Genomic DNA, 22,193 nt, shown 5'->3' with positions numbered 1-22,193 from the left:
CTGACCGGGGGAGAACCGTCACAGGTACGTCGCGGCCGCTTGGGCCGCACGCGCGGCGTACCCGCCGCCGAAGTGGCAGGCGTGCACGAGCAGCGGGAAGATCTGGTGCAGCGCGGCGCGGTCCTGCCAGCCGTCGGCGAGCGGCGCCGCCTCGTCGTAGGCGTCGAGCATCCGCGGCAGGTGCGGGAGCCCGAAGAGCGACAGCATCGCGAGGTCGACCTCCCGATGGCCGCCGTACGCCGCCGGGTCGATCAGCCAGATCCGGCCGTCGAGCCCCCAGAGCACGTTGCCGTTCCAGAGGTCACCGTGCAGGCGGGCCGGCGGCTCGTCGGGCACCAGCCCGGGCAGCTTGGCCACGACGGCCTCGATCGTCGCCGCCTGCTCCTCGTCGGCGTGGCCGCGGTCGCGGGCGAGCTTGAGGTAGGGCAGCACGCGGCGTACGGCGTAGAACTCCGCCCACGTCTCGGCCGGCCGGTTGGGCAGCGGCAGCCGGCCGATGTAGCCGTCGTCCTCGCGCCCGAAGGCGTCAGCGCCGGCGGCGTGGGTGGCCGCGAGCTCGCGGCCGAAGGCGGTGGCGGCGTCGACGGAGTTCTTGCCCGGCTCGACCCAGCGGATGATCACGCACTCGTGGTCGACGCCGAGCACCTCCGGCACCTGCACGCCGGTGCCCGCCGCCTCGCCGAGCCACCGCAGGCCGGCGGCCTCGGCCTCGAAGAAGTCCTCGGGGGCGTGCGGGAGCGTCTTCATCAGCGCGGTCGTGCCGTCGCTGAGCCGCAGCCGGGTCGCGTTGGCGATGTCGCCGCCGGCGACGGGCGCGGTCGCGATGACCGACGTGCCCAGGAGGTCCTCGGCACGTCGCGCGACCAGCGGCTGCCTCGTCACGGGCCCGGCCGGACCCGATCGGCGCCGTCCCAGGGCCGCTCGCGGCGCAGCGACTCGACGATCGCGGACGCCGTGCGCTCCACCATCCCCAGGACCTCCTCGAATCCGTCGTCCCCACCGTAGTACGGGTCCGGTACGTCGCCCCCGCGTTCGATGGGGTCGAAGTCCCGGAACATCCGCGTCCGCGTGCCCGCTCCGCCGATGTCGGCGAGGTTGGTGGCGTCCATCGCGAGGTAGAGGTCGGCGCCGTCGAGGTCGGCCCACTGGCGGGCCCGGTGCCGGCTCGCGTCGTACCCCGCCGCGGTCAGCGTCGCCGCCGCGCGCCGGTCCATCGGGTTGCCGACGTGCCAGTCGCCGGTGCCGGAGCTGGTCACCTCGACGACGTCGCCGAGACCGGCGTCGGCCAGCCGCTCCTCGAGCACGACGTGCGCCATCGGGGATCGGCAGATGTTGCCCAGGCAGACGACCTCGACGCGGTAGCGCCCGGGCTCACGGCCGTCCGGCAGGCTCTCCATGCCTCCGGGTCACGCCTCCGCGGCGTCGCCGAAGATCAGCCCGACGACCCACGTGACGATCGTGATCACGATCGCGCCGCCCACGGCGTTCCAGAACCCGTCGACGTAGAAGTCCATGTCGAAGAGCCCGGCCAGCCACTCCGTGAACAGCAGCATCAGCGCGTTGATCAGGAGCAGGAAGAGCCCGAGCGTGATGATGATGAACGGGATCGACAGGAACTTGATCACGGGGCTGACGAACGAGTTGACGATGCCCATGATCAGAGCGACGAAGACGAGCGGCCAGAAGTTGTCGGTGACCTCGTCCCAGCCGGACGAGCCCGTGAATCCGATGCCGTCGAAGATCACGCAGGCCGCGGCCAGCGCGACGACGTTGGTGGCGAGCCACCCGATGAACTTGAGGAGTCCCACGCCCACACCCTAGGGCCTCCGGGCCCGGGATCGGCTCAACCGCGGCGCGGCGCCCAGTTGCCGTGGAACCCGGCCGGCACCCGGCCGGGCAGGTGGACCGCGGCGACGTCGTCGAGCGTGGCGGCGTCGAGCAGGCGCAGGTCGCTGCGGCCGGTGCCGCGGTCGAACACGTAGCCCATCAGGACGCCCTCGTCCTCGGCGGCGTCGGGCGCGGCCGGGACGAAGCAGAACTCGCTGACCTCGCGTCCGGTGCCGAGCCTCCGTTCGATCGTCGTGCCGGCCACGACGTCGTGCTTGAGCACCGAGTCGCCGGTGCGCACGGCGTCGCCGGCCACGCCCGCGGCGTACCCGTAGCGGTGCCGGCGGCCGGTCAGCCGCTCGTCGTACCGCGGGAACTCCTGGCTGTGCTCGTCGAAGCGATGCTCGCGGACCTTGCCGGCGGCGGTGTCGATCGTGAAGCGGGTGAGGTACGCCGGGCCCTCGTTCGGGCCGCCGAAGTCGGTCGCGAACATCCGGTCGTGCCGCACCACGTCGATGACGACGTCGGTCCCCTCCTCGTAGGCGTTGAGGGTGTGGAAGACGTAGCACGGGTCGATCTCGAACCAGCGCACGTCGGCGCCGGTGCCCTCGCGCGGCAGCAGGCCGATCCGGGCCGGGTAGTCGGCGTCCCAGGAGTAGGGCAGCGACGCGTAGGTGCGGTCGCGGAGGGTCGCGTCGATCAGCCGGTCGGTGGCCTGGAGCGGCCGGGGCAGCTGGCCGGAGACCATGCCCAGGTCGAAGGTGACGGGCAGGTCGTAGACGACGACGTAGTGCTCGGTCAGCGCGCAGTCGTGGATCATCGGGCTGCCGGTGACCTCGATCTCGACCTGGTGCCGGACCTTGCCGCTGGTGTCGATCACGGAGTAGTCGACGAGGTTGCCGCGGGTCCACGAGTAGGAGATCGCGTGGAGCTCGCCGGTCTCGGGGTCCTCGTGCGGGTGCGCCGTGTAGCCGCCGGTCACCGTGCCGAGGTCGCACGGCCCGACGGTGTCGAGCTCGTCGGTCAGCTCGTACTGCCGGGAGCCCGCCTCGACGAGGGCGAGGGTGCGGCCGGCGTGGGCGAGCACGTTGGTGTTGGGGGCGAAGTCGTCGCCGGTCGGGCGGACCCAGCGGTTGCGGTACCACTGCGCGCGGCCGTCGCCGAGGCGCACGCCGTGCACCATCCCCGCGCCGGTGAACCAGTGGAAGTCCGGGCCCGGGTCGGTGGCCGGGTTGGGGCCGTTGCGCAGGTAGCGCCCGTCGAGGTGGTCGGGGATCGTCCCCGTGACCTCGAGGTCGAAGGCCGTGTGCTCCTCGTGGACGGGAGCGAAGCTGTCGTGCAGGTAGCGGTTCATCTCGGCACCTCCGCCGGATACATAACGCTGTTATAGAGGAATCGCACCATAACGCCGTTATGATCGCCTGGCAATGGCCCCCGCTCCCGATCCCGACGTACGCCGCCGCCTGCTCGAGGCCGCCGCCGACCTGCTCGGCGAGGAGGGCCCCCGCGCGCTCTCGGTGCGCCGCCTCGCCGCGGACGCGGGCACGTCGACGATGGCCGTCTACACGCACTTCGGCGGGATGCCCGCGCTGGTCCGCGCGGTCGTCGCCGAGGGCTTCGAGCGGCTGCACGCCCGGGTCGCGGCGGTCGAGCTCGGCGACGACGCGGTCGCGAACCTCGCCGCGATGGCGGCGGCGTACCGCGCGCACGCCCTCGCCAACCCGCACATGTACGCCGTGATGTTCGGCTCGGCCTCGCTGGGGGAGTACCGGCTGCAGGGCGACGAGCTCGCCGTCGGGCTGGCCGCCTTCCAGCAGCTCGTCGACGCCGTCGCGCTGGCGATGGACCAGGGCGTGCTGCGCCGCGACGACCCGAACGCCGTCGCCGGCCAGATCTGGGTCGCCCTGCACGGCTACGTGATGCTCGAGCTCGCCGGCTACCACTCCGTGGTCGAGGATCCCGAGGAGCAGCTCCTTCACCCGCTGCTGGCGAACCTGCTGGCCGCGCTCGGAGCGTAGCCCCCGGTCGGTAGCCTCGACCCGTGTTTCCGGTCGGTGGCGTGGGGGTGATGCTCGCCATCATCGCGGCCGCAGGCATGCTCTGCGCCCTGCTCGCCCTCTCGCTGCGACGGGGGCTCGGCGTGGTCACCGCGTGGTCGATCGCCGGCTTCGTCTGGTCGCTGGTCGTCATCGGCGCCGTCACCCTGATCCCCGCCAACGGCGCGCCCGGCATCGTCTCCGCCGAGGGCCGGCTGGAGACCTGCTCGTGGGACATCGGGGGCCCGGCGCCGGAGGGGTTCTGGATCTTCGCCGGCGGCCAGCGGATGCTCAACACGCTGATCTTCGCGCCGGCCGGCGTGCTGCTGGTCCTCGCCGTCGCCCGCTGGCCTCGGTCCGCGGTGGTGCTGGTGCCGCTCGGCCTGCTCGTGCTCATCGGCTACTCGGCCGCGATCGAGGGGACGCAGCTCGCGCTGGCCCGCATCGACCGCGCCTGCGACGTCACCGACGTCATCGACAACGTCACCGGGGCGGTCGTCGGCGTCGGCATCGGCATCGTGCTCGCGCTCGCGTTGCGGCCGTGGCGGCACCGCCGCCGCTGATCACCCCTCACTAGGGTGCGGATCATGACCACCCCCCAGCCCCGAGCGAACGTGGCGGAGATCCCGCCGTACGTCGCGGGCAAGCCGCCGACGGTCCGACCCGGGATGACGTCGTACAAGCTGTCCTCCAACGAGAACCCCTACCCGCCGCTGCCCGGCGTCATCGAGGCCGTGCAGGCCGGGGTAGCGGCGATGAACCGCTACCCCGACATGGGCAGCGTCGCGCTGTACGACGCGCTGGCGCAGGCCTTCGACGTCCCCGTCGACCACCTGTCGGTCGCGACCGGGTCGGTGGGGCTGATCTACCAGCTGGTGCAGGCCTTCTGCGACCCCGGCGACGAGGTCGTCTTCGCCTGGCGGTCCTTCGAGGCCTATCCGATCGCCGTCGCCGCGGCCGCCGCGAGCGCCGTCAAGGTGCCGGTCACCGCCGACGGCCGGCACGACCTCGACGCGATGGCGGCGGCGATCACCGACCGCACGAAGGTGGTGCTCGTCTGCACCCCCAACAACCCGACCGGCCCGGCGGTGACGCAGGCCGAGCTCGACGCCTTCCTGGCGAAGGTGCCGTCGCACGTGCTGGTCGTCGTCGACGAGGCGTACGTCGAGTTCGTGCGGATGGCCGACCCCGTCGACGGCATCGCGACGTACCGCCGCCACCAGAACGTCGTGCTCACCCGCACCTTCTCGAAGGCCTACGGGCTGGCCGGCTTCCGGGTCGGGTACGCCGTGGCGCCCGCGCCGATCGCGGCCGCGCTGCGGGCGGTGTCGCTGCCGTTCGGCGTCTCGAGCGTCGCGCAGGCGGCGGCGATCGCCTCGCTCGAGCGGCGCGACGAGCTCTTCGAGCGGGTGGAGTCGCTGGTCGTCGAGCGGACGCGCGTGGTCGAGGGCCTGCGCGCCGTGGGCTGGGACGTGCCCGAGGCGCAGGGCAACTTCGTGTGGTTCGAGCTCGGCGAGCGGACGCTCGACTTCGCGGCCGCCGCCGACGAGGCCGGGATCGTCGTCCGCCCGTTCGCCGGCGAGGGCTGCCGGGTGTCGATCGGGGAGACCGAGGCCAACGACCGGCTGGTCGAGGTGGCGCGCGCGTTCACGCGCTGACGAGCACGGGCTCCGGTCGTCGGTCGATCTCGCGCCAGTGGCGATCGACGGCCGGGAGCATCGTGACCACGAGGTACGCCGCGCCCGCGACCAGCAGCGCCGGTGCCAGCCCGAGGCCGGCGATGAGCAGGCCGCCGAGGATCCCGCCGAACGGCATGAGCGCGAAGCACATCGCCGTGCTCAGCGACGTCACCCGGCCCATGAGGGTCTCCGGGATCCGCTCGTAGATCACCGCGCCCAGGATCGGGTTGAGGAAGCCCGACGCGAACCCGCCCGCCGCGCACACGGCGAGGATCAGCCACATCGGCAGGTCGAGCGCGAAGGCGACGTACCGCGGGGCGCCGCAGACCAGGAACGCGATCAGGTAGGTCCGGTAGCGGGGCAGCCGGTCTGCCCACGCCGAGGCGCAGATCGCCCCGACCGCTGCCGCGCCGCCGAAGGTCGCGAACACCAGGCCGACGGTCGCCGCGCTGCCGGTCGCCTCCGCGGCCCACACGGGGACGAGGACGGTCGTGTAGGCGATGTCGAGCAGGTTGGTCAGCGACACCATGACCGCGATGCCGAGGAGGATCCGGTCGCCGCGCAGGAAGGCCCATCCCTCGCGCAGCTGGCGACCATAGGACCCGACCTCCTGGGGTCGATCCGGTCGAGACAGCGTCATCCGCGCGGTGGACCACGCGAGCACCGCCGCCGAGACGCCGAAGGAGGCGGCGTCCACGACCAGCGCGTCGGCCGCGCCGATGAGCGCGACCAGCCCGCCGGCAGCCGCGGCGCCGAGCAGGCTCGAGGTGCGCTCGACGGTGGAGTGCAGGCCGGTCGCGCGCTCCATCGGCACGCCGGCCTCGGCGACCAGGGCGGGGGTGAGCGCCCCCTTGGCGGCGTCACCCGGCCCGCGCAGCCCTCCCGCGACGGCGACCAGCAGCAGGAACACCGGGAACGGCAGCCAGCCCACCTCGTGCAGCAGCGGGATGGCGCCGACCACGAGCAGGGAGAGCAGGTCGCAGGTGATCGCGACCCGCCGCGCGCCGACCCGGTCGATGACCGGGCCGCCGAGCACCTTGAGCACGACCATCGGGAGCATCTCCGCCAGGGCGACGAGGCCGGTCTTCGTCGCGCTGCCGGTCGTGGTCAGCACGAACCACGGCAACGCGATCATCGAGATGCGGGTGCCGGTGAGCGAGATCGCCTCGGAGGTCAGCCAGCCGTAGAGGGGGCGGCGCGAGCTCATGCCGGGGGCACCTTCCCGGGGTAGGGGAACGCGCTGAGCTGCAGCAGGAACGGCGCCGCGTCGTCGTCGTCCTCCTCGTCCACCTGCTGCACGGAGTCGATGAGCATCTCGACCACGGCGCGCGCCTTGCGGGGCGTCAGCTTCACCACCCAGTCGCTGTACGTCGTGGCCTCGCGCCACTCGTCGGGCAGCAGCGGGAGCTCCTCGACCGAGCTCTGGAGGGCCTGGGTCATCACGACCACGACCGACTGCAGGTAGGCGTCGAGGGTGTCCCGGGCCTCCTGCTCGGCGGGGCCCGCCGTGTCGGTCGTCGTCACCTGGTGGGCGGCCTTCCACCAGCGGTCGCGGGCGTTGCCGCGCTCGGCGTCCTCGGTCACGAAGCCGTGCTGCGCGAGCTGGCGCAGGTGGTACGACGTGGCGCCGGTGTTGAGCCCGAGGCGGCCGGCGAGCGTCGTCGCCGTGGCGGGGCCGTCGATGCGCAGCATCCCGAGGATGCGGACGCGCACCGGGTGGGTGAGCGCCTTCATCTGCTGGGGAGACGGGGTGATCGAGGTGAGGTCCACCCCGGCACCGTACAACTGCAAAGACATCTTTGCAAAGAGTTCTTTGCAATCTTCCCTCCGCGGTGGGCCCGGAGGTTGGGCGTCCGTTGCGCTGGGTAGGTTCGACGGCGATGCTCCTCCGCCCGCTCCTCGCCACCCTCGCGCTGCTGACCGGACCCGCCGTCGCCTTCCCGGCGGCGGCCGAGCCGGTCCTCCACGGGGGGACGGCCACCCCGCCGCCGACGACGGTGCTCCGGGCCGAGCCGGCGCCGGAACCGGCGGGTGCCGAGCAGGTCCTCGACGGGATGACGCTGCGCCAGCAGGTCGGCCAGCTCTTCATGGTCGGCACCCCTGCCGACCAGGCCGACGAGCGCACCCGTGCGCAGATCGGCCGCTTCCACGTCGGCAACGTGATGCTCACCGGCCGCAGCCACGACGGCGTGCGCGCCCCGGCGCGCGTGTCGCGGGCGATGCGCGGCGAGGTGTCGCCGGCGGCGACCGCCGGCGTGCGACTGTTCGTCGCCACCGACCAGGAGGGCGGACTCGTCCGGGTGCTGCAGGGCCCCGGCTTCACCCGCATCCCGACCGCGCTCGTGCAGGGCACGTGGACCCCCGTGCGACTGCAGGCCGCGGCCCGGCGCTGGGCGGGGGAGCTGCGACGGGTCGGCGTGAACGTCAACCTGGCGCCCGTCCTCGACACCGTCCCCAGCCCGAGGGCGGCGCGCCACAACCCGCCCGTCGGACAGTTCGACCGACAGTTCGGCTTCACGCCGCGCGTGGTGAGCCGGCACGGGCTGGCGTTCGCGCGCGGCATGACCGCGGGCGAGGTCGCGCCGGTCGTGAAGCACTTCCCCGGGCTCGGCCGGGTGCGCGCCAACACCGACACCAGCGCGAACGTCGTCGACCGGGTCACCCGCCGCCACGACCCCTACCTCCAGCCGTTCCGCGCCGCCGTCGACGCCGATGTGCCGTTCGTGATGATGTCGACCGCGCGCTACACCCGCCTCGACCCGGCGCGGCCCGCCGCCTTCTCGCCGTACGTCGTCCGCACGATGCTGCGCGGCGACCTGGGCTTCGACGGTGTCGTGATCTCCGACGACCTCGCGCACGCCCTCCAGGTCACCGGCATCCCGCCGGCCCAGCGCGCGGTCCGCTTCCTCGCCGCCGGCGGCGACCTGGTGCTGACCGTCGACGCCGCACCCCTCCCGGCGATGTACGCCGCGGTCCTCGACCGAGCCCGCGACCGCGCGGGGTTCCGCGCCCTGGTCCGCGCCTCGGCCCTCCGTGTGCTGACCGCCAAGGAGCAGCAGGGCCTGCTGCCGCGCTGACAACTGCGCTGACAACGGCGCTGACACCGCGCGTGCAACTGAGATTGACACTTGGTGCCACATTTTTCGGCCGGGAGTCTAGAACCTGTTCTCGTTCTGTGGTGGAGTGACCGCGGCGCCATTGGGAGGTGGCGCCTGTCACATTCCACTTGGGAGGGATACTCATGACACTGCGCCACCGTCATTTCCGCACGATCGCGGCCGGCAGCGTGCTCGGCCTCGCGGCCGGGGCAACCGCGGTCGTCGGCACCGCCACCAGCGCGTCGGCCGTGCCGATCAGCTTCGACTGCACGGTCCCGGTCCTCGGGGCGAACACGTTCCCGACGAACGTGACGACCAATGCACCGAGCCAGATCGGGACCGGGCAGTCCTTCACGCCGAGCACGAAGGCGGTGCTGACGATCCCGGACGGCCTCGCCGACACGATGCGCTCGCTGCTGGGCACGACGGAGATCGGCGGGACGATCCAGTCGCTCTCCACGGTGAACGGCGCGCCGGCGCCGGTGACGCTGACCATCCCGCGCACGCCGGTTCCGGCGGACGGCGACGTCCCGCTCACCGGCACCGGGACCGGAGCGCCCATCACGGCCGGCCCGGCGGGCGGCACGATCGACATCGCCGCGGGGGCCCAGACGGTCGTCATGTCGCTCTTCAACGCCGGTGGCACGGAGTCGCCGTTCGAGATCCCGTGCACGCCGGCCAGCGGCTCGAACCTCCTGGTCAGCCGCACGGCCATTACTGCGACGCCGACGACCCCGCAGCCGCCTGCTCCGCCCGCGACGAAGGCGGCCTCGACCACCGTGGCCAAGGCGAAGTACCAGGCCCGCACCGACAAGGTCCGCGCGAGGGCGGCCGTGTCGCTGAGCCCGAAGTCTGCCGCCAGCGGCACGATCAAGTTCGCGCTCAAGCGCGGCAAGAAGGTCGTCAAGGCGAAGGCGGTCGGGCTCACGAACAGCCGTGCCTCGTACACCTTCAAGCGGGTGCGGAAGCCCGGGAAGTACACCCTGACCGCGACCTACCAGGGCGCGACCGACGCGAAGCGCTCCACGGACAAGGTCACCTTCCGGGTCCGCTGACCAGAGGCGTGCTGCCCAGCGTGCGCCCGAGCGCACGCTGGGTAGCACAACCCGCGTGGTGGGTACCGTCGCAGCATGAAGCTGATGAGGGCCGTGGCGCTGGCCGGTGTCGCCAAGAAGCTGTACGACGAGGCGCGCAAGCCGGAGAACCAGGCGCGCATCCGCGCCGCCACCGACAAGGTCCGCGAGCGCCGTCACCGTCGCCGCTGAGGTGCCCGTCGGCGGCCGGACGACGACACCTAGGGTTGAACGCATGGCTTACGCGAGCTCGGGCGAGTTCAAGCGCGACACGAACTACATCCAGGACCGGATCACCCGGGAGTCACGGACACCGGAGCACGGACCTGTCGAGGGCGAGATGTGGCCCGTCGAGCCCGACCGCTACCGGCTCGTCGCCGCGAAGGCCTGCCCGTGGGCGACGCGGTCGATCATCGTGCGCGAGCTGCTCGGGCTCGAGGACGTGATCTCGCTCGGCACGCCCGGGCCGACCCACGACGAGCGCAGCTGGTCCTTCGACCTCGACCCCGGAGGCGTCGACCCGGTTCTCGGGATCGAGCGGCTGCAGACGGCGTACTTCAAGCGCTTCCCGGACTACGACCGCGGCATCACGGTGCCGGCGATCGTGGACGAGCCGACCGGGCAGATCGTCACGAACGACTTCCCGTGGATCACGCACGACCTGTTCTTCGAGTGGCGCGACCACCACCGCGCGGACGCGCCTGACCTGTGGCCCGCCGACCTCCGCGACGAGATGGAGATGGTCATGCAGCGGATCTACACGGAGGTCAACAACGGCGTCTACCGATGCGGGTTCGCCGGCTCCCAGGAGGCGTACGACGAGGCCTACGACCGGGTCTGGGTGGCGCTCGACTGGCTCGAGGAGCGGCTCGCCACCCGCCGCTACCTGATGGGCGACGCCATCACCGAGGCCGACGTGCGGCTGTGGACCACGCTCGCCCGCTTCGACGCGGTCTACCACGGGCACTTCAAGTGCAACCGCCAGAAGCTCACCGAGATGCCGAACCTCTGGGGCTACGCGCGCGACCTCTACTCCGTCCCGGCCTTCGGCGGCAACACCGACTTCGACCAGATCAAGACGCACTACTACGTCGTCCACCGGGACCTGAACCCCACGCAGGTCGTGCCGAAGGGGCCGGTTCCCGCGGCCTGGCTCGAGCCGCACGGCCGCGGCTGACGGCCAACCGCCGACCCTGGGAGCGGACGGTTCCGTGGCCGACGCTCTACCGGGTCGGCGGTCACGCCGTGAGCCCGAGAACGGACCCGACCGACACCCCCGCCGCCGGTCGATTCCGCTCCGGGACAAGGACAGCCGACCCGTGCGGGTCGTGTCATCCGGGTTGCAGGTTCCTGCAACTCCGCGCTCAGCCCCCGGGGCCCTCGTCCCAGAGATCGAGCCGCACCCCGGCGGCGAACCGCGACTTCACGCCCAGCGAGCTGAGCACGCGGGCGACCTCGGACCGGACCGTGCGGATGCTGATCTCGAGGGCGGCGGCGACGGCGTCGTCGCTCAGGTCGGCCGCGAGCAGGGTCATGATCTGGTGCTGGCGCGCGGTCAGCCCGGTGTCGTCGGGCGAGCGCGGTCGGAACGGGATGGTGTGCGCCATCGCCGTCCGCCAGTACCGCCACGCGGCCTCCAGGCACGCGGGGTCCCAGACCTTCATCATCGAGATGTCGCCGGCGGTCACCGGGCCCGGGAGCAGCACGTAGCGCCGGTCGATGATCTTCATCGTCACCGGGACGACGCCGAAGAGGTAGGTGCCGACGCTCTCGTTCGCGAGCAGCACCTTCGCCTCGTAGTCGGTGCGCCAGAAGTCCCACAGGCTGATCATCTTCAGGCCGTTCGCGAGCCGGGTGCGGTTGACCGGGAGGCTCTGCTGGAGCTGGTCGGGGTAGCCGGCCATGTTGGCGGAGAGCATGTCGGTCGCTCCCGCGGACATGTCGAACAGCCAGTCGTTGATCTCGGTGAGTCCGACGGCCATCAGCTCGGCGCCGACGTCCGCGCCCGCCGACACGCGGGCGGCGAGGTCGGCGCGGCGCACCTGCAGGGTGGCGGCGGCATCCTGGACGACCTGGATGTCGACGCCCGATATCGGCGCGTGCGACCGGACGCGCCGCATGCCGGCACGCATCGTCACCTCGTCGGCCACTTGTCCCCCGTGCCCTTCCCGAGAATTCGTTCCGCGCCATGTCGCGGCCCGGTCCCGCAGTGTCCGTCGGGCGGCGGCCGCCCGCAACCGGAACGCCGGAATCGGTGGTGTCGCGGCCGTCACCGTGGCGGCGCCTGGCGACCCATGGGGGCGATTGGCGACAGCCGGGACGGCACGGGTACTTTTGCCGTGCACGATTGTGCTCCGGGTCACAGGTCGCACCACCCCCGCGGTCGCGCCCCGGCGCACCTGACCTCGGCACGCGGAGACCCCGCCAGGCCGGCGACCTCGAAGGAGTGCACGTGACCCAGCAGCCAACCCCACGCGAGGGCGGTGAGGGCTTCGGCCCCGACCTCGTCGAGGTCTTCGGCCCCTCCCAGCAAGACGGCGGACCGGAGCTCGTGCAGCTCCTGACCCCCGAGGGCGAGCGCGTCGACCACCCGGAGTTCCGGTTCGACACCGCGGGCCAGCCCGAGGACGAGGTCATCCGCGGCTTCTACCGCGACATGGTGCTGACCCGGCGCATCGACGTCGAGGCCACCGCGCTCCAGCGGCACGGCGAGCTCGGCATCTGGGCCCAGCTCCTCGGCCAGGAGGCCGCCCAGGTGGGCGCCGGCCGCGCGCTCCGCCCGCAGGACTTCGTCTTCCCCACCTACCGCGAGCACGGCGTCGCCTGGTGCCGCGGGGTGGACCCCCTCGACCTGCTCGGCCTCTTCCGCGGCGTCGACCAGGGTGGCTGGGACCCGGCCGAGAAGAACTTCGGCCTCTACACGATCGTCATCGGCGCGCAGACCCTGCACGCGACGGGCTACGCCATGGGTGTCCAGCGCGACGGCCTCGTCGGCACCGGCGACGTCGACCGCGACACGGCGGTGATCGCGCACTTCGGCGACGGCGCCTCCTCGCAGGGCGACGTCAACGAGTCGTTCGTCTTCGCCGCGTCCTACAACGCGCCGGTCGTCTTCTTCTGCCAGAACAACCAGTGGGCGATCTCGGAGCCCTTCGAGCGCCAGTCCCGGATCCCGCTCTACCAGCGCGCCCTCGGCTTCGGCTTCCCGGGCGTCCGCGTCGACGGCAACGACGTGCTCGCGACGTACGCCGTGACGCAGGCGGCCCTCCAGCGGGCCCGCGACGGCCAGGGCCCGACGTTCGTGGAGGCGTACACCTACCGGATGGGCGCCCACACCACGACCGACGACCCGACCCGCTACCGGCTCTCCGACGACCTGGAGCGCTGGAAGCTCAAGGACCCGATCGCCCGCGTCGAGGTCTACCTGCGCCGCAACGGGCTCGCCGACGACGACTTCTTCGCGGCGGTCCAGGCGGAGGCCGACGACCTCGGCGTCCACCTGCGCGAGGGCTGCAAGGCGCTGCCCGACCCGTCGCCGCTGTCGATCTTCGACCACGTGTACGCCGAGATGACCGAGGAGCTCGAGGTGCAGCGCGACGGCTTCGCGGCGTACCTGGACTCGTTCGAGGGAGCGCGCTGATGACGACGCAGAAGGTCACGCTGGCGAAGGCACTCAACATGGGCCTGCGCAAGGCCATGGAGGACGACCCCAAGGTCCTGCTCATGGGTGAGGACGTCGGCAAGCTCGGCGGCGTCTTCCGCATCACCGACGGGCTGCAGAAGGACTTCGGAGAGGACCGGGTCATCGACAGCCCGCTCGCCGAGTCCGGCATCGTCGGCACCGCGGTCGGCCTCGCGATGCGTGGCTACCGGCCCGTGGTGGAGATCCAGTTCGACGGCTTCGTCTACCCGGCCTACGACCAGATCGTCTGCCAGGTCGCGAAGATCCAGTTCCGCTCGCAGGGCAAGCTGAAGATGCCGATGGTCATCCGCATCCCGTTCGGCGGCGGCATCGGCGCGGTCGAGCACCACAGCGAGTCGCCGGAGGCGCAGTTCGCGCACACGCCCGGCCTCAAGGTGGTCGCCTGCTCCAACCCGGTCGACGGCTACTGGATGATCCAGCAGGCCATCGCCTCCGACGACCCGGTGGTATTCCTCGAGCCCAAGCGGCAGTACCACGCCGACAAGGCCGACCTCGACGACACCGCCACGCCGGAGCCGCTCTTCACGTCCCGGACCGTCCGCACCGGCACCGACGTCACGGTGCTCGCCTACGGCCCGACCGTGAAGACCGCGCTCAAGGCCGCCGAGGCCGCCTCAGGCGAGGGGCGCTCGCTCGAGGTCATCGACCTGCGCACGCTCTCCCCGCTCGACATGGGTCCGGTCTTCGAGTCGGTACGCCGTACCGGCCGCGTCGTCGTCACCCACGAGGCGCACGTCAACCTGGGCATGGGCGCCGAGCTCGCCGCGCGGATCACCGAGGAGTGCTTCTACTCGCTCGAGGCGCCGGTGCTGCGGGTGGGCGCGTTCGACACGCCGTACCCGCCGTCGCGGATCGAGGAGGACTTCCTCCCCGACCTCGACCGGGTGCTGGACGCCGTCGACCGATCGTTGGAGTTCTGACGTGGCCGAGTTCAAGCTGCCCGACGTGGGCGAGGGCCTCACCGAGGCCGAGATCGTGAAGTGGCACGTCGCCGTGGGCGACGTCGTCGAGATCAACCAGGTCATCGTCGACATCGAGACCGCGAAGTCGATCGTCGAGCTGCCGTCGCCGTTCGCCGGCGCCGTGACCGCGCTGCTGGTGCCCGAGGGCGAGACGGTGCCGGTCGGCACGCCGATCATCGCGATCGGCGACGAGGCGTCCGCGCCGGCACCAGCGCCGGCCGAAGCCCCGCCAGCCGAGATCGACCTGTCGAACCCGGCCGCCTCCGGCGGCGGGGAGGGCGAGTCGCTGGTGGGCCGCAACAAGGCCGACCGCGGGCCGGTGCGCCGCGCGCGCAAGGTCGCGACCGGTGCGGCCGCCGCCCAGTGGCAGACCCAGGCGGCCTTCGAGCCGGGCGCGACGCCGCCGATGGTCGAGGCCGAGCCGGCGCCCGAGCCGGTGCCGGCGCAGACCGTGGCCCCCGCGGCGCGCGGTGGCGCCGACGTACGCGTGCTGGCGAAGCCGCCCGTGCGCAAGCTGGCCAAGGACCTCGGCGTCGACATCACCGCGCTGACGCCGACCGGCCCCAACGGCACCGTGTCGAGGGCGGACGTCGAAGATGCGGCAGGCGCGGAGGCTTCGAGGCCGCTCGCTGGCGCTCGCGGCACCTCGACCACCGACCGCGAGACCCGCGAGCCGATCAAGGGCGTGCGCAAGATGATGGCGCAGGCGATGAGCCAGTCGGCCTTCACCAGCCCGCACGTCACCGAGTGGATCACCGTCGACGTCACGCGCACCATGGAGCTGGTCGAGCGGCTCAAGGGCCGGCGGGAGCTCCGCGACGTGAAGGTCGGCCCGCTGCTGGTGCTGGCGCGGGCGGTCATCCTCGCGATGCGGCGTACGCCGGAGATCAACTCCTGGTGGGACGAGGCCGCGCAGGAGGTCGTCTACAAGCGCTACGTGAACCTCGGCATCGCCGCGGCCACCCCGCGCGGGCTGGTCGTGCCGAACGTCAAGGACGCCGAGTCGCTCTCGCTCGTCGAGCTCGCCGGTGCGCTGGGCGAGCTCGTCGACACCGCCCGATCCGGCAAGACCCAGCCCGCGGAGATGAGCGGCGGCACGTTCACGATCACCAACGTCGGCGTCTTCGGCGTCGACGCGGGCACCCCGATCATCAACCCCGGCGAGTCGGCGATCCTCTGCTTCGGCGCGATCAACAAGCGCCCGTGGGTCGACGAGGCGACCGGCGAGATCGTGGCGCGCGACGTGACGACGCTGGCACTCTCCTTCGACCACCGGCACATCGACGGTGAGAAGGGCTCACGCTTCCTCGCCGACGTGGCGGGGATCCTCGAAGACCCGGCATCGGCGTTGCTCTTCTGAACGCGTCGATCGACCTCTGCCAGTCCGACGGCCGCCTCAACGAGGCGGCCGTCGGCTGGTACCGCCATCCCGCCGTCAATCCCAACCTCCGCGGTTGGGGCCGGACCAAGCGCTGGGAGTACTGGGGCGTCGTCACCGAGCGCTTCTGCATCGGGATCGTCGTCTCCTCGCTCGACTACGCCGGCGTCTGCTCGCTGTGGGGGCTCGACCGGGAGACCGGCCGCACCTGGGAGCACGAGGCGGTGTCGCCGCTGGGCCGGGGCGTCGCGATGCCGGCCGAGTACGGCGGGGTCGCGTCGCTGACGTCCAGGGCGCTGCACATCGAGGTGTGCCACGGAGTCCTGCGCGCGAGCGCGCCCGGGGTCGAGGTCGACCTCGCCGTCGCGCCGGGCGCCGACGTGCTCGGTGTCGTGGTGCCGTGGAGCAGCCGCCGGTTCCAGTACACGGTGAAGGACGTCTCGCGCCCGGTGACCGGGTCGCTGCGGCTCGACGGCACGTCGTACGACGTCGAGGGCTGGGGTGTGCTCGACCACGGCCGCGGCAAGTGGCCGTACGCGGTCACCTGGAACTGGGCCGCAGGCTCCGGACCGGGGCTCGGCATCACGCTCGGCGGCAGGTGGACCGACGGCACCGGTGTCACCGAGAACGGGCTGTTCGTCGACGGCCGGCTGCACAAGATCGACGCCGACCTGGTGTGGGAGTACGACCGCGCCGACTGGCAGCGGCCGTGGCGGATCCACGGCGACGGCGTCGACGCGACGTTCACGCCGTTCCACGAGAAGGTGTCGCGCACGAACCTGGGCGTGGTCGCCAACGAGACGCACCAGTGCTTCGGGCACTGGTCGGGCTGGGCCGCCGCCGACGACGGCGAGCGGGTGCCGCTGGACGGGCTCGTGGGCTGGGCCGAGGAGGCGCGCAACCGCTGGTGAGGGCTACGCCTCGATGCCGGTGACCTCCCAGCCCGGGGGCGAGATCGGGTGCAGCATGGCGTCGGTGCCGCCGTCGACGAAGATCACCGCGCCGACGATGTTGCCCGCGCCCTCGGACAGCAGGAACCCGATCGTCGCCGCGACCTCCTCCGGCCGGCCGGTGCGGCCGATCGCGGTCGGGTAGGAGTCGACGGCCGCGCCGAGCAGCGGGTCCGCGCGCATCTCCTCGACCATCGGTGTCTCGGTGGCGCCGGGTGCCACGGAGTTGAGCCGGATCCCCGCCCCGGCCCACTCGGGCTTCACGCCCTCCCGCCGCGACCACCAGGCCAGGGAGGCCTTGCTGGACGGGTAGACCATCACCGAGTCGACCTTCGCCGCCTCCTCCCGGGCGGTCGCCTCGTCGTCGCGGAGGCAGGCCTGCGCGACCGGGGCGTTCCAGCCGGGCATGCCGGTGATGGAGTTGGAGGCGAGCAGGACGACGCCCGCCCCGGCGTCCGTTGCCCCGCGGGTCAGCTCCTCGTGGAGGCCGGTCACCAGCGCGATCGCCCCGAAGAAGTTGACCGACACCAGCAGCGCCGAGTCGACGCCGGTGCGACCGGCGATCCCCGCCGCCGGCACCACCCCGTGGATCGTGTCGGCCGCCTGCTTGACCGCGGCCACCGCTCCGGCGCGCCCCTCACGGGTGGCGAGGTCGGCGACCACGTCGACACCTTCGCCCTCCGCCCGGTCGATCCCGATGACCCGGTGACCCTGGCCGCGCAGCATCCGCGCCGTCGCCGCCCCGATCCCCGATGCCGCCCCGCTCACGACGTACGTCCTCATGCTCCGGACTGTAACGCGTTCTAGTTCTGGTGCGGGCGGCCCGATGGCTGTAACGGGGTGTTGTGGCGTCTGCTGACCCGTCACAACGGGCTGGAGGATGCCACAACACCCCGTTACACGTAGCGGCGAGCCCGGTCGGCCGGCGAACCCGGACCGGCGTCGAGCAGGGCGGCGAGCTCGTGCTCGAGGACGGCACCGACCCGCTGGCAGAACGCCTCGGGCTCGTCGGCGGCGTCGGGGAGCTCGGCGACGACGCGGTCGACGATGCCGCGGTCGCGGAGGTCGAGGGCGCGGACCTTCTGCGACCGGGCCATCTCGGGAGCGTGGTCGAGGTCGCGGTGCACGATCGCGCTCGCGCCCTCGGGCGGCAGCGGGGAGAGCCAGGCGTGCTGGGCGGCGATCACCCGGTCGGCGGGCAGGAACGCGAGGGCGCCGCCGCCGTTGCCCTCGCCGAGCATCAGGCACAGCGTCGGAGCCTTCAGCGTGACGAGCTCGTGCAGGCAGCGGGCGATCTCGCCGGCCATGCCGCCCTCCTCGGCCTCGGCCGACAGCGCGGCGCCGCGGGTGTCGATGACGGTGACCAGCGGCAGGCCGAGGTCGGCGGCCAGCCGCATGCCGCGCTGGGCCTCGCGCAGCGCCTCGGGCCCCATCGGGTGCTCCTCGGTCTGGCCGCGGCGGTCCTGGCCGAGGAAGACGCAGGGTGCCTGGCCGAAGCTCGCGAGCGCGAGCAGCAGGCCGGGGTCGTGCTCGCCCTGGCCGGTGCCGTTGAGCGGGATGACGTCGCTCGCGGCGTACCGCAGCAGCCGTCGTACGCCGGGCCGGTCGGGCCGCCGCGACCGGACGACGGAGTCCCAGGTCTCCACCTCGGGCAGCGGCGTCAGCGGCACGGGCGCGGGCACCGGCTTGATGCCGTGCCGCGGCGCCAGCAGGATCGCGAGCGCGCGGTCGAGGATGCCGGCGATCTCCTCGGGCGGCAGGACGGCGTCGAGGATGCCGTGGGCGTAGAGGTTCTCCGCCGTCTGCACGCCCTCCGGGAACGGCTTGCCGTAGAGCGCCTCGTAGACGCGCGGGCCGAGGAAGCCGATCAGCGCGCCGGGCTCGCCCACGGTCAGGTGTCCCAGCGAGCCCCACGACGCCATCACGCCGCCGGTCGTCGGGTGCCGCAGGTAGACGAGGTACGGCAGCCCGGCGGCCTTGTGCGCGGCGACGGCCTCGGTGATCCGCACCATCTGGACGAACGCCGGCGTGCCTTCCTGCATCCGGGTCCCGCCGCTGACGGGCCCGGCGAGCAGCGGCACCCCCTCGCGGGTGGCCCGCTCGACCGCGGCGACCAGCCGGTCGGCCGCGGCGCGCCCGATCGACCCCGCCAGGAAGCGGAACTCGCCCATCACGACTGCCACCCGGCGCCCGTGCATCAGCCCCTCGCCGGTCAGCACCGACTCGTCGACGCCGCTCTTCTCGCGGGCGGCGGCGAGCTCCGCGGCGTACTCGTCGCTGAGGTCTTCGTACGTCGGCGGGGTGTCCCACGAGGTCCACGAGCCCTCGTCGAGGACCAGGTCGATCAGCTCGGCAGCGGAGAGGCGGCGCGTCATTCGGACAAGTTATGCCACCCGGTCAGCACCGCGGCCTCCCGATCGCGTGACATTCCGCTCACGGCGGCGTCCGGCGTCGCGCGGACCCAGGCGAGCGTGTCGCGGGCGGTGTCCGCGATCGGGCGGAGCACCAGTCCGGCGGCGTACGACGGCGCCGGGTCGTGGCTGCCGAGGCCGTCGTACTCGGGACGCGGGAGCCACAGCGGCAGCGCCTCCGGGCCCATCCACGGCTGCACGCCCTGCTCGGCGAGGAACTCCTGCGGCACCCAGGTCAGGCCGGCGTCCGAGCCCACGCCTACGGCCGCCTGCGCGAGGAGGTCGCCGATCGGCAGCACCTCTCCGACGCCGTCGTAGTCGCCGGGCGTGCGCTGCTCGGCGCAGGTGACGATCCAGGCAGCGAGGTCGCGGACGTCGATCACCTGCATCTCGTCCGCGGGCGTCCCGCCCGCCAGCGTCTCGCCGCCGTCGGCGAGCCGCACGGGCCAGTAGGTGAACCGGCCGGTCGGGTCGTCGGGCCCGACGATGAGGCCGGGCCGGATCACGGTCCACGACGCCGCGCCGTCGCGCACGACCTGCTCGCAGGCGACCTTCATCGGGCCGTACGCCTCGGGGTCGGCCTTCAGGTCGACGTCGTCGGGCTGCGGCTCGCGCAGCGGCAGCGTGCCGGGCCGCCCGCCGGGCGTCGAGTCGTCGGCGTACACGTTGACCGTCGAGACGAAGACCCAGTGCGCGCCGGGCCAGGCCGCGACGCTCGCGCGCACCCACGAGGGCATCCGGGCGACGTCGACGACCGCGTCGTACGCCGCCGCCGCGAGCTCGGCCGGCACGTCGTCGCCGCGGTCCCAGTGGACGAACGCTGCCCCCTCGGGCACCGGTCCGGACGTCCCGCGGTTGGCGCACGTGACCTCGTGGCCGCGCGCCAGCGCGTCGGCGGCGACCGCCTTGGACAGGAACACGGAACCGCCGAGCACCAGGATCTTCACGGCGGACACGCTGTCGCGAAAGCCCTTGTGGGGCAAGCGGTTCCGCCCACGGCAGAAGTCAGGGGGCGCGCTCCGGGGTCTCCTCGCCGAGCAGCCACTCGTCGAAGAAGTCGCTGAGGTCCTCGCCGGTCTGCTCCGACCACCACGTGGTGATGTCGTCGTAGTCGGCGTTGCCGTTGTCGTTGGCGGCCGGCCACTCCCGGACCAGCCGCCAGAAGAGCTCGTCGCCGATCCGCCCGCGCAGCTCGTGCCACATCAGCGCGGGGCTGGTGTAGACGTTGGTGCCTCCGAAGGCCTCGGGGTCGTAGTCGGCCGGAGGTCCGTAGTCCGCGCGCAGCTGCGCGTCGAGCTGCTCCCAGTAGTCCATGGTCAGGTCGAGCTCCTGGCCCTGGACCTCGTCCTGCCAGCTGGCCTGGAGGTACATCGCCATGCCCTCGTTCATCCAGACGTCGCGCCAGTCGACGGGGGTGACCTGGTCGCCGTACCACTGGTGCGCCATCTCGTGCACGAGCACCTCGGGCGAGGTGGCGTAGCGGGTGTCGCCGAGGGTGATCATCGTCTGGGTCTCCATGCCGCTCTGCGACTCGACGACGAGGAATCCCAGGGAGCCGAACGGGAACGGCCCGAGCCGCTCCTCCAGCCACGCCAGTCCGGCCGGGGCCTTGCGCATCCGCTCCACGAGGTCGGGGCGGTCGCGCTGCGTCCAGTAGGTGATCGGCACGCTCGACGGCGACCGGTCCTTCGTCATCACCAGGTCGCCGATCGCGATCGTGACGAGGTACGACGCCGCCGGCTCGTCGAGCGTCCAGCGGGTGATCGTGCGGCCAGCACGCTCCGAGCGGGACGTCAGCGTGCCGTTCGCGACGCCGACCCACGGCGACGGGACCGAGATGCGGAAGGAGTAGAGCGCCTTGTCGGACGGCTGGTCGTTGACGGCGTACCAGGAGTAGGCGCCGTACGGCTCCTGCATCGTCCAGACCTCGCCCGTGCGGGTGGTGGTCCAGCCGGTGGTGCTGAAGTCCTCGCGCTTGGTCGGCGCGGGCACCGGGCGCGGGGTGCCGGCGTACTCGATGACCACCGTGTAGCGGGTGTCCGCCTGCACCGGGTGGGAGACGACGAGGTCCTTGCCGTCGTGCTCGAACTCCGCCGCGGCGCCGTCCACGGTCACGGTCGCGACCTCGAGGTCGCCGGACAGGTCGAGCTGGAGGTTGTCGTCGTCCTCGGTCGACCGGAGGCGCACCTTCTCGCGACCCTCGAGCGTCCGCGTCGCGGGCTGCCAGCTGAGGTCGAGGTCGTAGCGGAGCGCATCCACCCCGGGGTCGCCGACGTCGGGGTAGACGCTGTCCTCGACGGGTTCGCTCAGCCCCGGCGGCCCCGCGGCCTGCTGGGTGGCGGACGGCGGGGCAGCCGGCGTCGCCGCGTCGTCCGGCTCGTCGCCCTCCGTCGTGCAGCCCGCGAGCAGCAGCGCGGCCGCGAGGCCGGCGCCGAGCGCGGCCCTCACTCGCCGCCCCGCAGCAGCGGACGGGCGAGCCGGCGGCCGTGGTGGATCTGCGCCTTCACCGTGCCGAGCGGGGCGCCGACGAGCCGGGCGATCTCCTCGTAGGGCATCCCGTAGACGTCGCGCAGCAGCAGCGGCTCCACGAACTGCGGGTGGTCCTTCTCGATGGTCTCCATCGCCTCGAGCAGGTCGAGCCGGGTGCCCGCGATCACGCTGGTCGTGCGCGGGTCCGGCCGCTCGACGCCGCCGTGCTCCATCGGGTCGCGGGGCGTCGCCTGGTTCTTCATGCGGCGGTACGTCGAGCGCGCGCTGTTGAGGGCGACGACGTGCAGCCACGTGGTGAACCGGCCCTGACCGTGCCACGACCCGATCCTCGAGGAGACGTTGATGAGCGCCTCCTGGCACGCGTCCTCGGCGTCCGGCAGGTGGGGGAGCACCCCGCGGCAGACGTTGAGCGTGCGCGGCCGGACGGCGGCCAGCAGCGACTCGAGCGCGTCGCGGTCACCGCCCTGCGCCCGCCTGGCCAGCTCGTCGATCTCGTCGGGACCCAGTCCCTCGTCGGTCATGAACGCACCCTTCCCCGTCGGCGGCACCATTGTGTCCGACGACGGGGAAGGGTGATCGGTTCGTT

23 protein-coding genes are annotated in these 22,193 nt (G+C 72.6%); 11 read left to right on the top strand and 12 right to left on the bottom strand.

Features of this window, described 5'->3' with window-relative positions; genetic code table 11:
• Positions 1 to 18 precede the first annotated feature (18 nt).
• Genes ACFQQI_RS14005 through ACFQQI_RS13990 form a run of 4 tightly spaced genes read right to left on the bottom strand, consistent with a single transcriptional unit; the run spans position 19 to position 3,181 of the window.
• Positions 19 to 882, bottom strand: a complete 864-nt coding sequence (locus ACFQQI_RS14005) for a fructosamine kinase family protein (protein ID WP_378564222.1) — start codon at positions 880 to 882, stop codon at positions 19 to 21.
• The gene (locus tag ACFQQI_RS14000) at positions 879 to 1,397 is read right to left on the bottom strand and encodes a low molecular weight protein-tyrosine-phosphatase (RefSeq protein WP_378564219.1); all 519 of its coding nucleotides are present in this window, start codon (positions 1,395 to 1,397) and stop codon (positions 879 to 881) included. Before ACFQQI_RS14000 ends, ACFQQI_RS14005 begins: the two co-directional genes overlap by 4 nt.
• Before the next feature lie 9 nt (positions 1,398 to 1,406).
• The gene (locus tag ACFQQI_RS13995; RefSeq protein WP_378564216.1) at positions 1,407 to 1,808 is read right to left on the bottom strand and encodes a phage holin family protein; all 402 of its coding nucleotides are present in this window, start codon (positions 1,806 to 1,808) and stop codon (positions 1,407 to 1,409) included.
• A 35-nt stretch (positions 1,809 to 1,843) separates the two neighbouring features.
• The gene (locus tag ACFQQI_RS13990; protein WP_378564213.1) at positions 1,844 to 3,181 is read right to left on the bottom strand and encodes a carotenoid oxygenase family protein; all 1,338 of its coding nucleotides are present in this window, start codon (positions 3,179 to 3,181) and stop codon (positions 1,844 to 1,846) included.
• Positions 3,182 to 3,254: 73 nt separating this feature from the next.
• Between ACFQQI_RS13990 and ACFQQI_RS13985 the strand changes: the two genes are divergently transcribed.
• From ACFQQI_RS13985 to hisC, 3 genes are read left to right on the top strand one after another with little or no spacing between them, the layout of a single operon-like run.
• Positions 3,255 to 3,845 (top strand): TetR/AcrR family transcriptional regulator, encoded by a 591-nt coding sequence (locus ACFQQI_RS13985; protein WP_378564211.1) that lies wholly within the window; start codon positions 3,255 to 3,257, stop codon positions 3,843 to 3,845.
• Positions 3,846 to 3,868: 23 nt separating this feature from the next.
• On the top strand, positions 3,869 to 4,426 hold the full coding sequence (locus ACFQQI_RS13980) for a VanZ family protein (RefSeq protein ID WP_378564208.1): 558 nt from the start codon (positions 3,869 to 3,871) through the stop codon (positions 4,424 to 4,426).
• A 24-nt stretch (positions 4,427 to 4,450) separates the two neighbouring features.
• Positions 4,451 to 5,521: a histidinol-phosphate transaminase gene (hisC, locus tag ACFQQI_RS13975; RefSeq protein WP_378564205.1), complete on the top strand. Its 1,071-nt coding sequence runs from the start codon at positions 4,451 to 4,453 to the stop codon at positions 5,519 to 5,521.
• Here the strand turns inward: hisC and ACFQQI_RS13970 are convergent.
• A complete protein-coding gene (locus ACFQQI_RS13970; protein ID WP_378564202.1) occupies positions 5,511 to 6,749 on the bottom strand; it encodes an MFS transporter in 1,239 nt (412 codons plus the stop codon). The two genes, hisC and ACFQQI_RS13970, sit on opposite strands and share 11 nt — an antisense overlap.
• Complete coding sequence (locus ACFQQI_RS13965; protein WP_378564199.1) at positions 6,746 to 7,312, bottom strand: helix-turn-helix domain-containing protein; 567 nt, start codon at positions 7,310 to 7,312, stop codon at positions 6,746 to 6,748. Before ACFQQI_RS13965 ends, ACFQQI_RS13970 begins: the two co-directional genes overlap by 4 nt.
• A 110-nt stretch (positions 7,313 to 7,422) precedes the next feature.
• Between ACFQQI_RS13965 and ACFQQI_RS13960 the strand changes: the two genes are divergently transcribed.
• The 4 genes from ACFQQI_RS13960 (at position 7,423) to ACFQQI_RS13945 (ending at position 10,890) form a co-directional block, all read left to right on the top strand.
• On the top strand, positions 7,423 to 8,619 hold the full coding sequence (locus ACFQQI_RS13960; RefSeq protein WP_378564196.1) for a glycoside hydrolase family 3 N-terminal domain-containing protein: 1,197 nt from the start codon (positions 7,423 to 7,425) through the stop codon (positions 8,617 to 8,619).
• A gap of 164 nt (positions 8,620 to 8,783) precedes the next feature.
• On the top strand, positions 8,784 to 9,695 hold the full coding sequence (locus ACFQQI_RS13955) for a DUF6801 domain-containing protein (protein ID WP_378564193.1): 912 nt from the start codon (positions 8,784 to 8,786) through the stop codon (positions 9,693 to 9,695).
• Between the two features lie 75 nt (positions 9,696 to 9,770).
• On the top strand, positions 9,771 to 9,905 hold the full coding sequence (locus ACFQQI_RS13950; RefSeq protein ID WP_378564190.1) for a hypothetical protein: 135 nt from the start codon (positions 9,771 to 9,773) through the stop codon (positions 9,903 to 9,905).
• Between the two features lie 43 nt (positions 9,906 to 9,948).
• The gene (locus tag ACFQQI_RS13945) at positions 9,949 to 10,890 is read left to right on the top strand and encodes a glutathione S-transferase family protein (RefSeq protein WP_378564188.1); all 942 of its coding nucleotides are present in this window, start codon (positions 9,949 to 9,951) and stop codon (positions 10,888 to 10,890) included.
• A 187-nt stretch (positions 10,891 to 11,077) separates the two neighbouring features.
• Here ACFQQI_RS13945 and ACFQQI_RS13940 read toward each other — a convergent pair whose 3' ends face one another.
• Entirely contained in the window at positions 11,078 to 11,863 is a 786-nt protein-coding gene (locus tag ACFQQI_RS13940) for a LuxR C-terminal-related transcriptional regulator (protein ID WP_378564186.1), read from the bottom strand.
• A gap of 302 nt (positions 11,864 to 12,165) precedes the next feature.
• On the opposite strand from ACFQQI_RS13940, the gene pdhA reads away from it, so the two are divergent.
• From pdhA to ACFQQI_RS13920, 4 genes are read left to right on the top strand one after another with little or no spacing between them, the layout of a single operon-like run.
• Complete coding sequence (pdhA, locus tag ACFQQI_RS13935; RefSeq protein ID WP_378564183.1) at positions 12,166 to 13,353, top strand: pyruvate dehydrogenase (acetyl-transferring) E1 component subunit alpha; 1,188 nt, start codon at positions 12,166 to 12,168, stop codon at positions 13,351 to 13,353.
• Complete coding sequence (locus tag ACFQQI_RS13930; RefSeq protein WP_378564180.1) at positions 13,353 to 14,336, top strand: alpha-ketoacid dehydrogenase subunit beta; 984 nt, start codon at positions 13,353 to 13,355, stop codon at positions 14,334 to 14,336. The genes pdhA and ACFQQI_RS13930 overlap by 1 nt, the downstream gene beginning before the upstream one ends.
• Before the next feature lies 1 nt (position 14,337).
• Positions 14,338 to 15,738, top strand: coding sequence for a dihydrolipoamide acetyltransferase family protein (locus tag ACFQQI_RS13925; protein WP_378564177.1), 1,401 nt, complete (start codon positions 14,338 to 14,340; stop codon positions 15,736 to 15,738).
• The gene (locus ACFQQI_RS13920) at positions 15,720 to 16,667 is read left to right on the top strand and encodes a DUF2804 domain-containing protein (protein ID WP_378565552.1); all 948 of its coding nucleotides are present in this window, start codon (positions 15,720 to 15,722) and stop codon (positions 16,665 to 16,667) included. Before ACFQQI_RS13925 ends, ACFQQI_RS13920 begins: the two co-directional genes overlap by 19 nt.
• A 3-nt stretch (positions 16,668 to 16,670) precedes the next feature.
• On the opposite strand, the gene ACFQQI_RS13915 is transcribed toward ACFQQI_RS13920, so the two are convergent.
• The 5 genes from ACFQQI_RS13915 to ACFQQI_RS13895 all read right to left on the bottom strand — a co-directional run bounded on the left by ACFQQI_RS13915 (position 16,671) and on the right by ACFQQI_RS13895 (position 22,128).
• Positions 16,671 to 17,489, bottom strand: a complete 819-nt coding sequence (locus ACFQQI_RS13915; protein WP_378564174.1) for an SDR family oxidoreductase — start codon at positions 17,487 to 17,489, stop codon at positions 16,671 to 16,673.
• 113 nt (positions 17,490 to 17,602) lie between these two features.
• On the bottom strand, positions 17,603 to 19,081 hold the full coding sequence (locus ACFQQI_RS13910) for a carboxyl transferase domain-containing protein (RefSeq protein ID WP_378564171.1): 1,479 nt from the start codon (positions 19,079 to 19,081) through the stop codon (positions 17,603 to 17,605).
• On the bottom strand, positions 19,078 to 20,064 hold the full coding sequence (locus ACFQQI_RS13905; protein WP_378564168.1) for an NAD-dependent epimerase/dehydratase family protein: 987 nt from the start codon (positions 20,062 to 20,064) through the stop codon (positions 19,078 to 19,080). Before ACFQQI_RS13905 ends, ACFQQI_RS13910 begins: the two co-directional genes overlap by 4 nt.
• A 58-nt stretch (positions 20,065 to 20,122) precedes the next feature.
• Positions 20,123 to 21,565 (bottom strand): M1 family metallopeptidase, encoded by a 1,443-nt coding sequence (locus tag ACFQQI_RS13900; protein WP_378564165.1) that lies wholly within the window; start codon positions 21,563 to 21,565, stop codon positions 20,123 to 20,125.
• Positions 21,562 to 22,128 carry an RNA polymerase sigma factor gene (locus tag ACFQQI_RS13895; RefSeq protein WP_378564162.1) on the bottom strand — a complete coding sequence of 189 codons (567 nt, stop codon included), beginning with the start codon at positions 22,126 to 22,128 and terminating at the stop codon, positions 21,562 to 21,564. The genes ACFQQI_RS13900 and ACFQQI_RS13895 overlap by 4 nt, the downstream gene beginning before the upstream one ends.
• Between the last annotated feature and the right edge of the window lie 65 nt (positions 22,129 to 22,193).

This window comes from Nocardioides sp. GCM10030259 (genome assembly GCF_042666375.1).
In the GTDB taxonomy this organism is placed as follows: Bacteria; Actinomycetota; Actinomycetes; order Propionibacteriales; family Nocardioidaceae; genus Nocardioides.
This window is presented reverse-complemented; position numbering and strand designations above follow the sequence as displayed.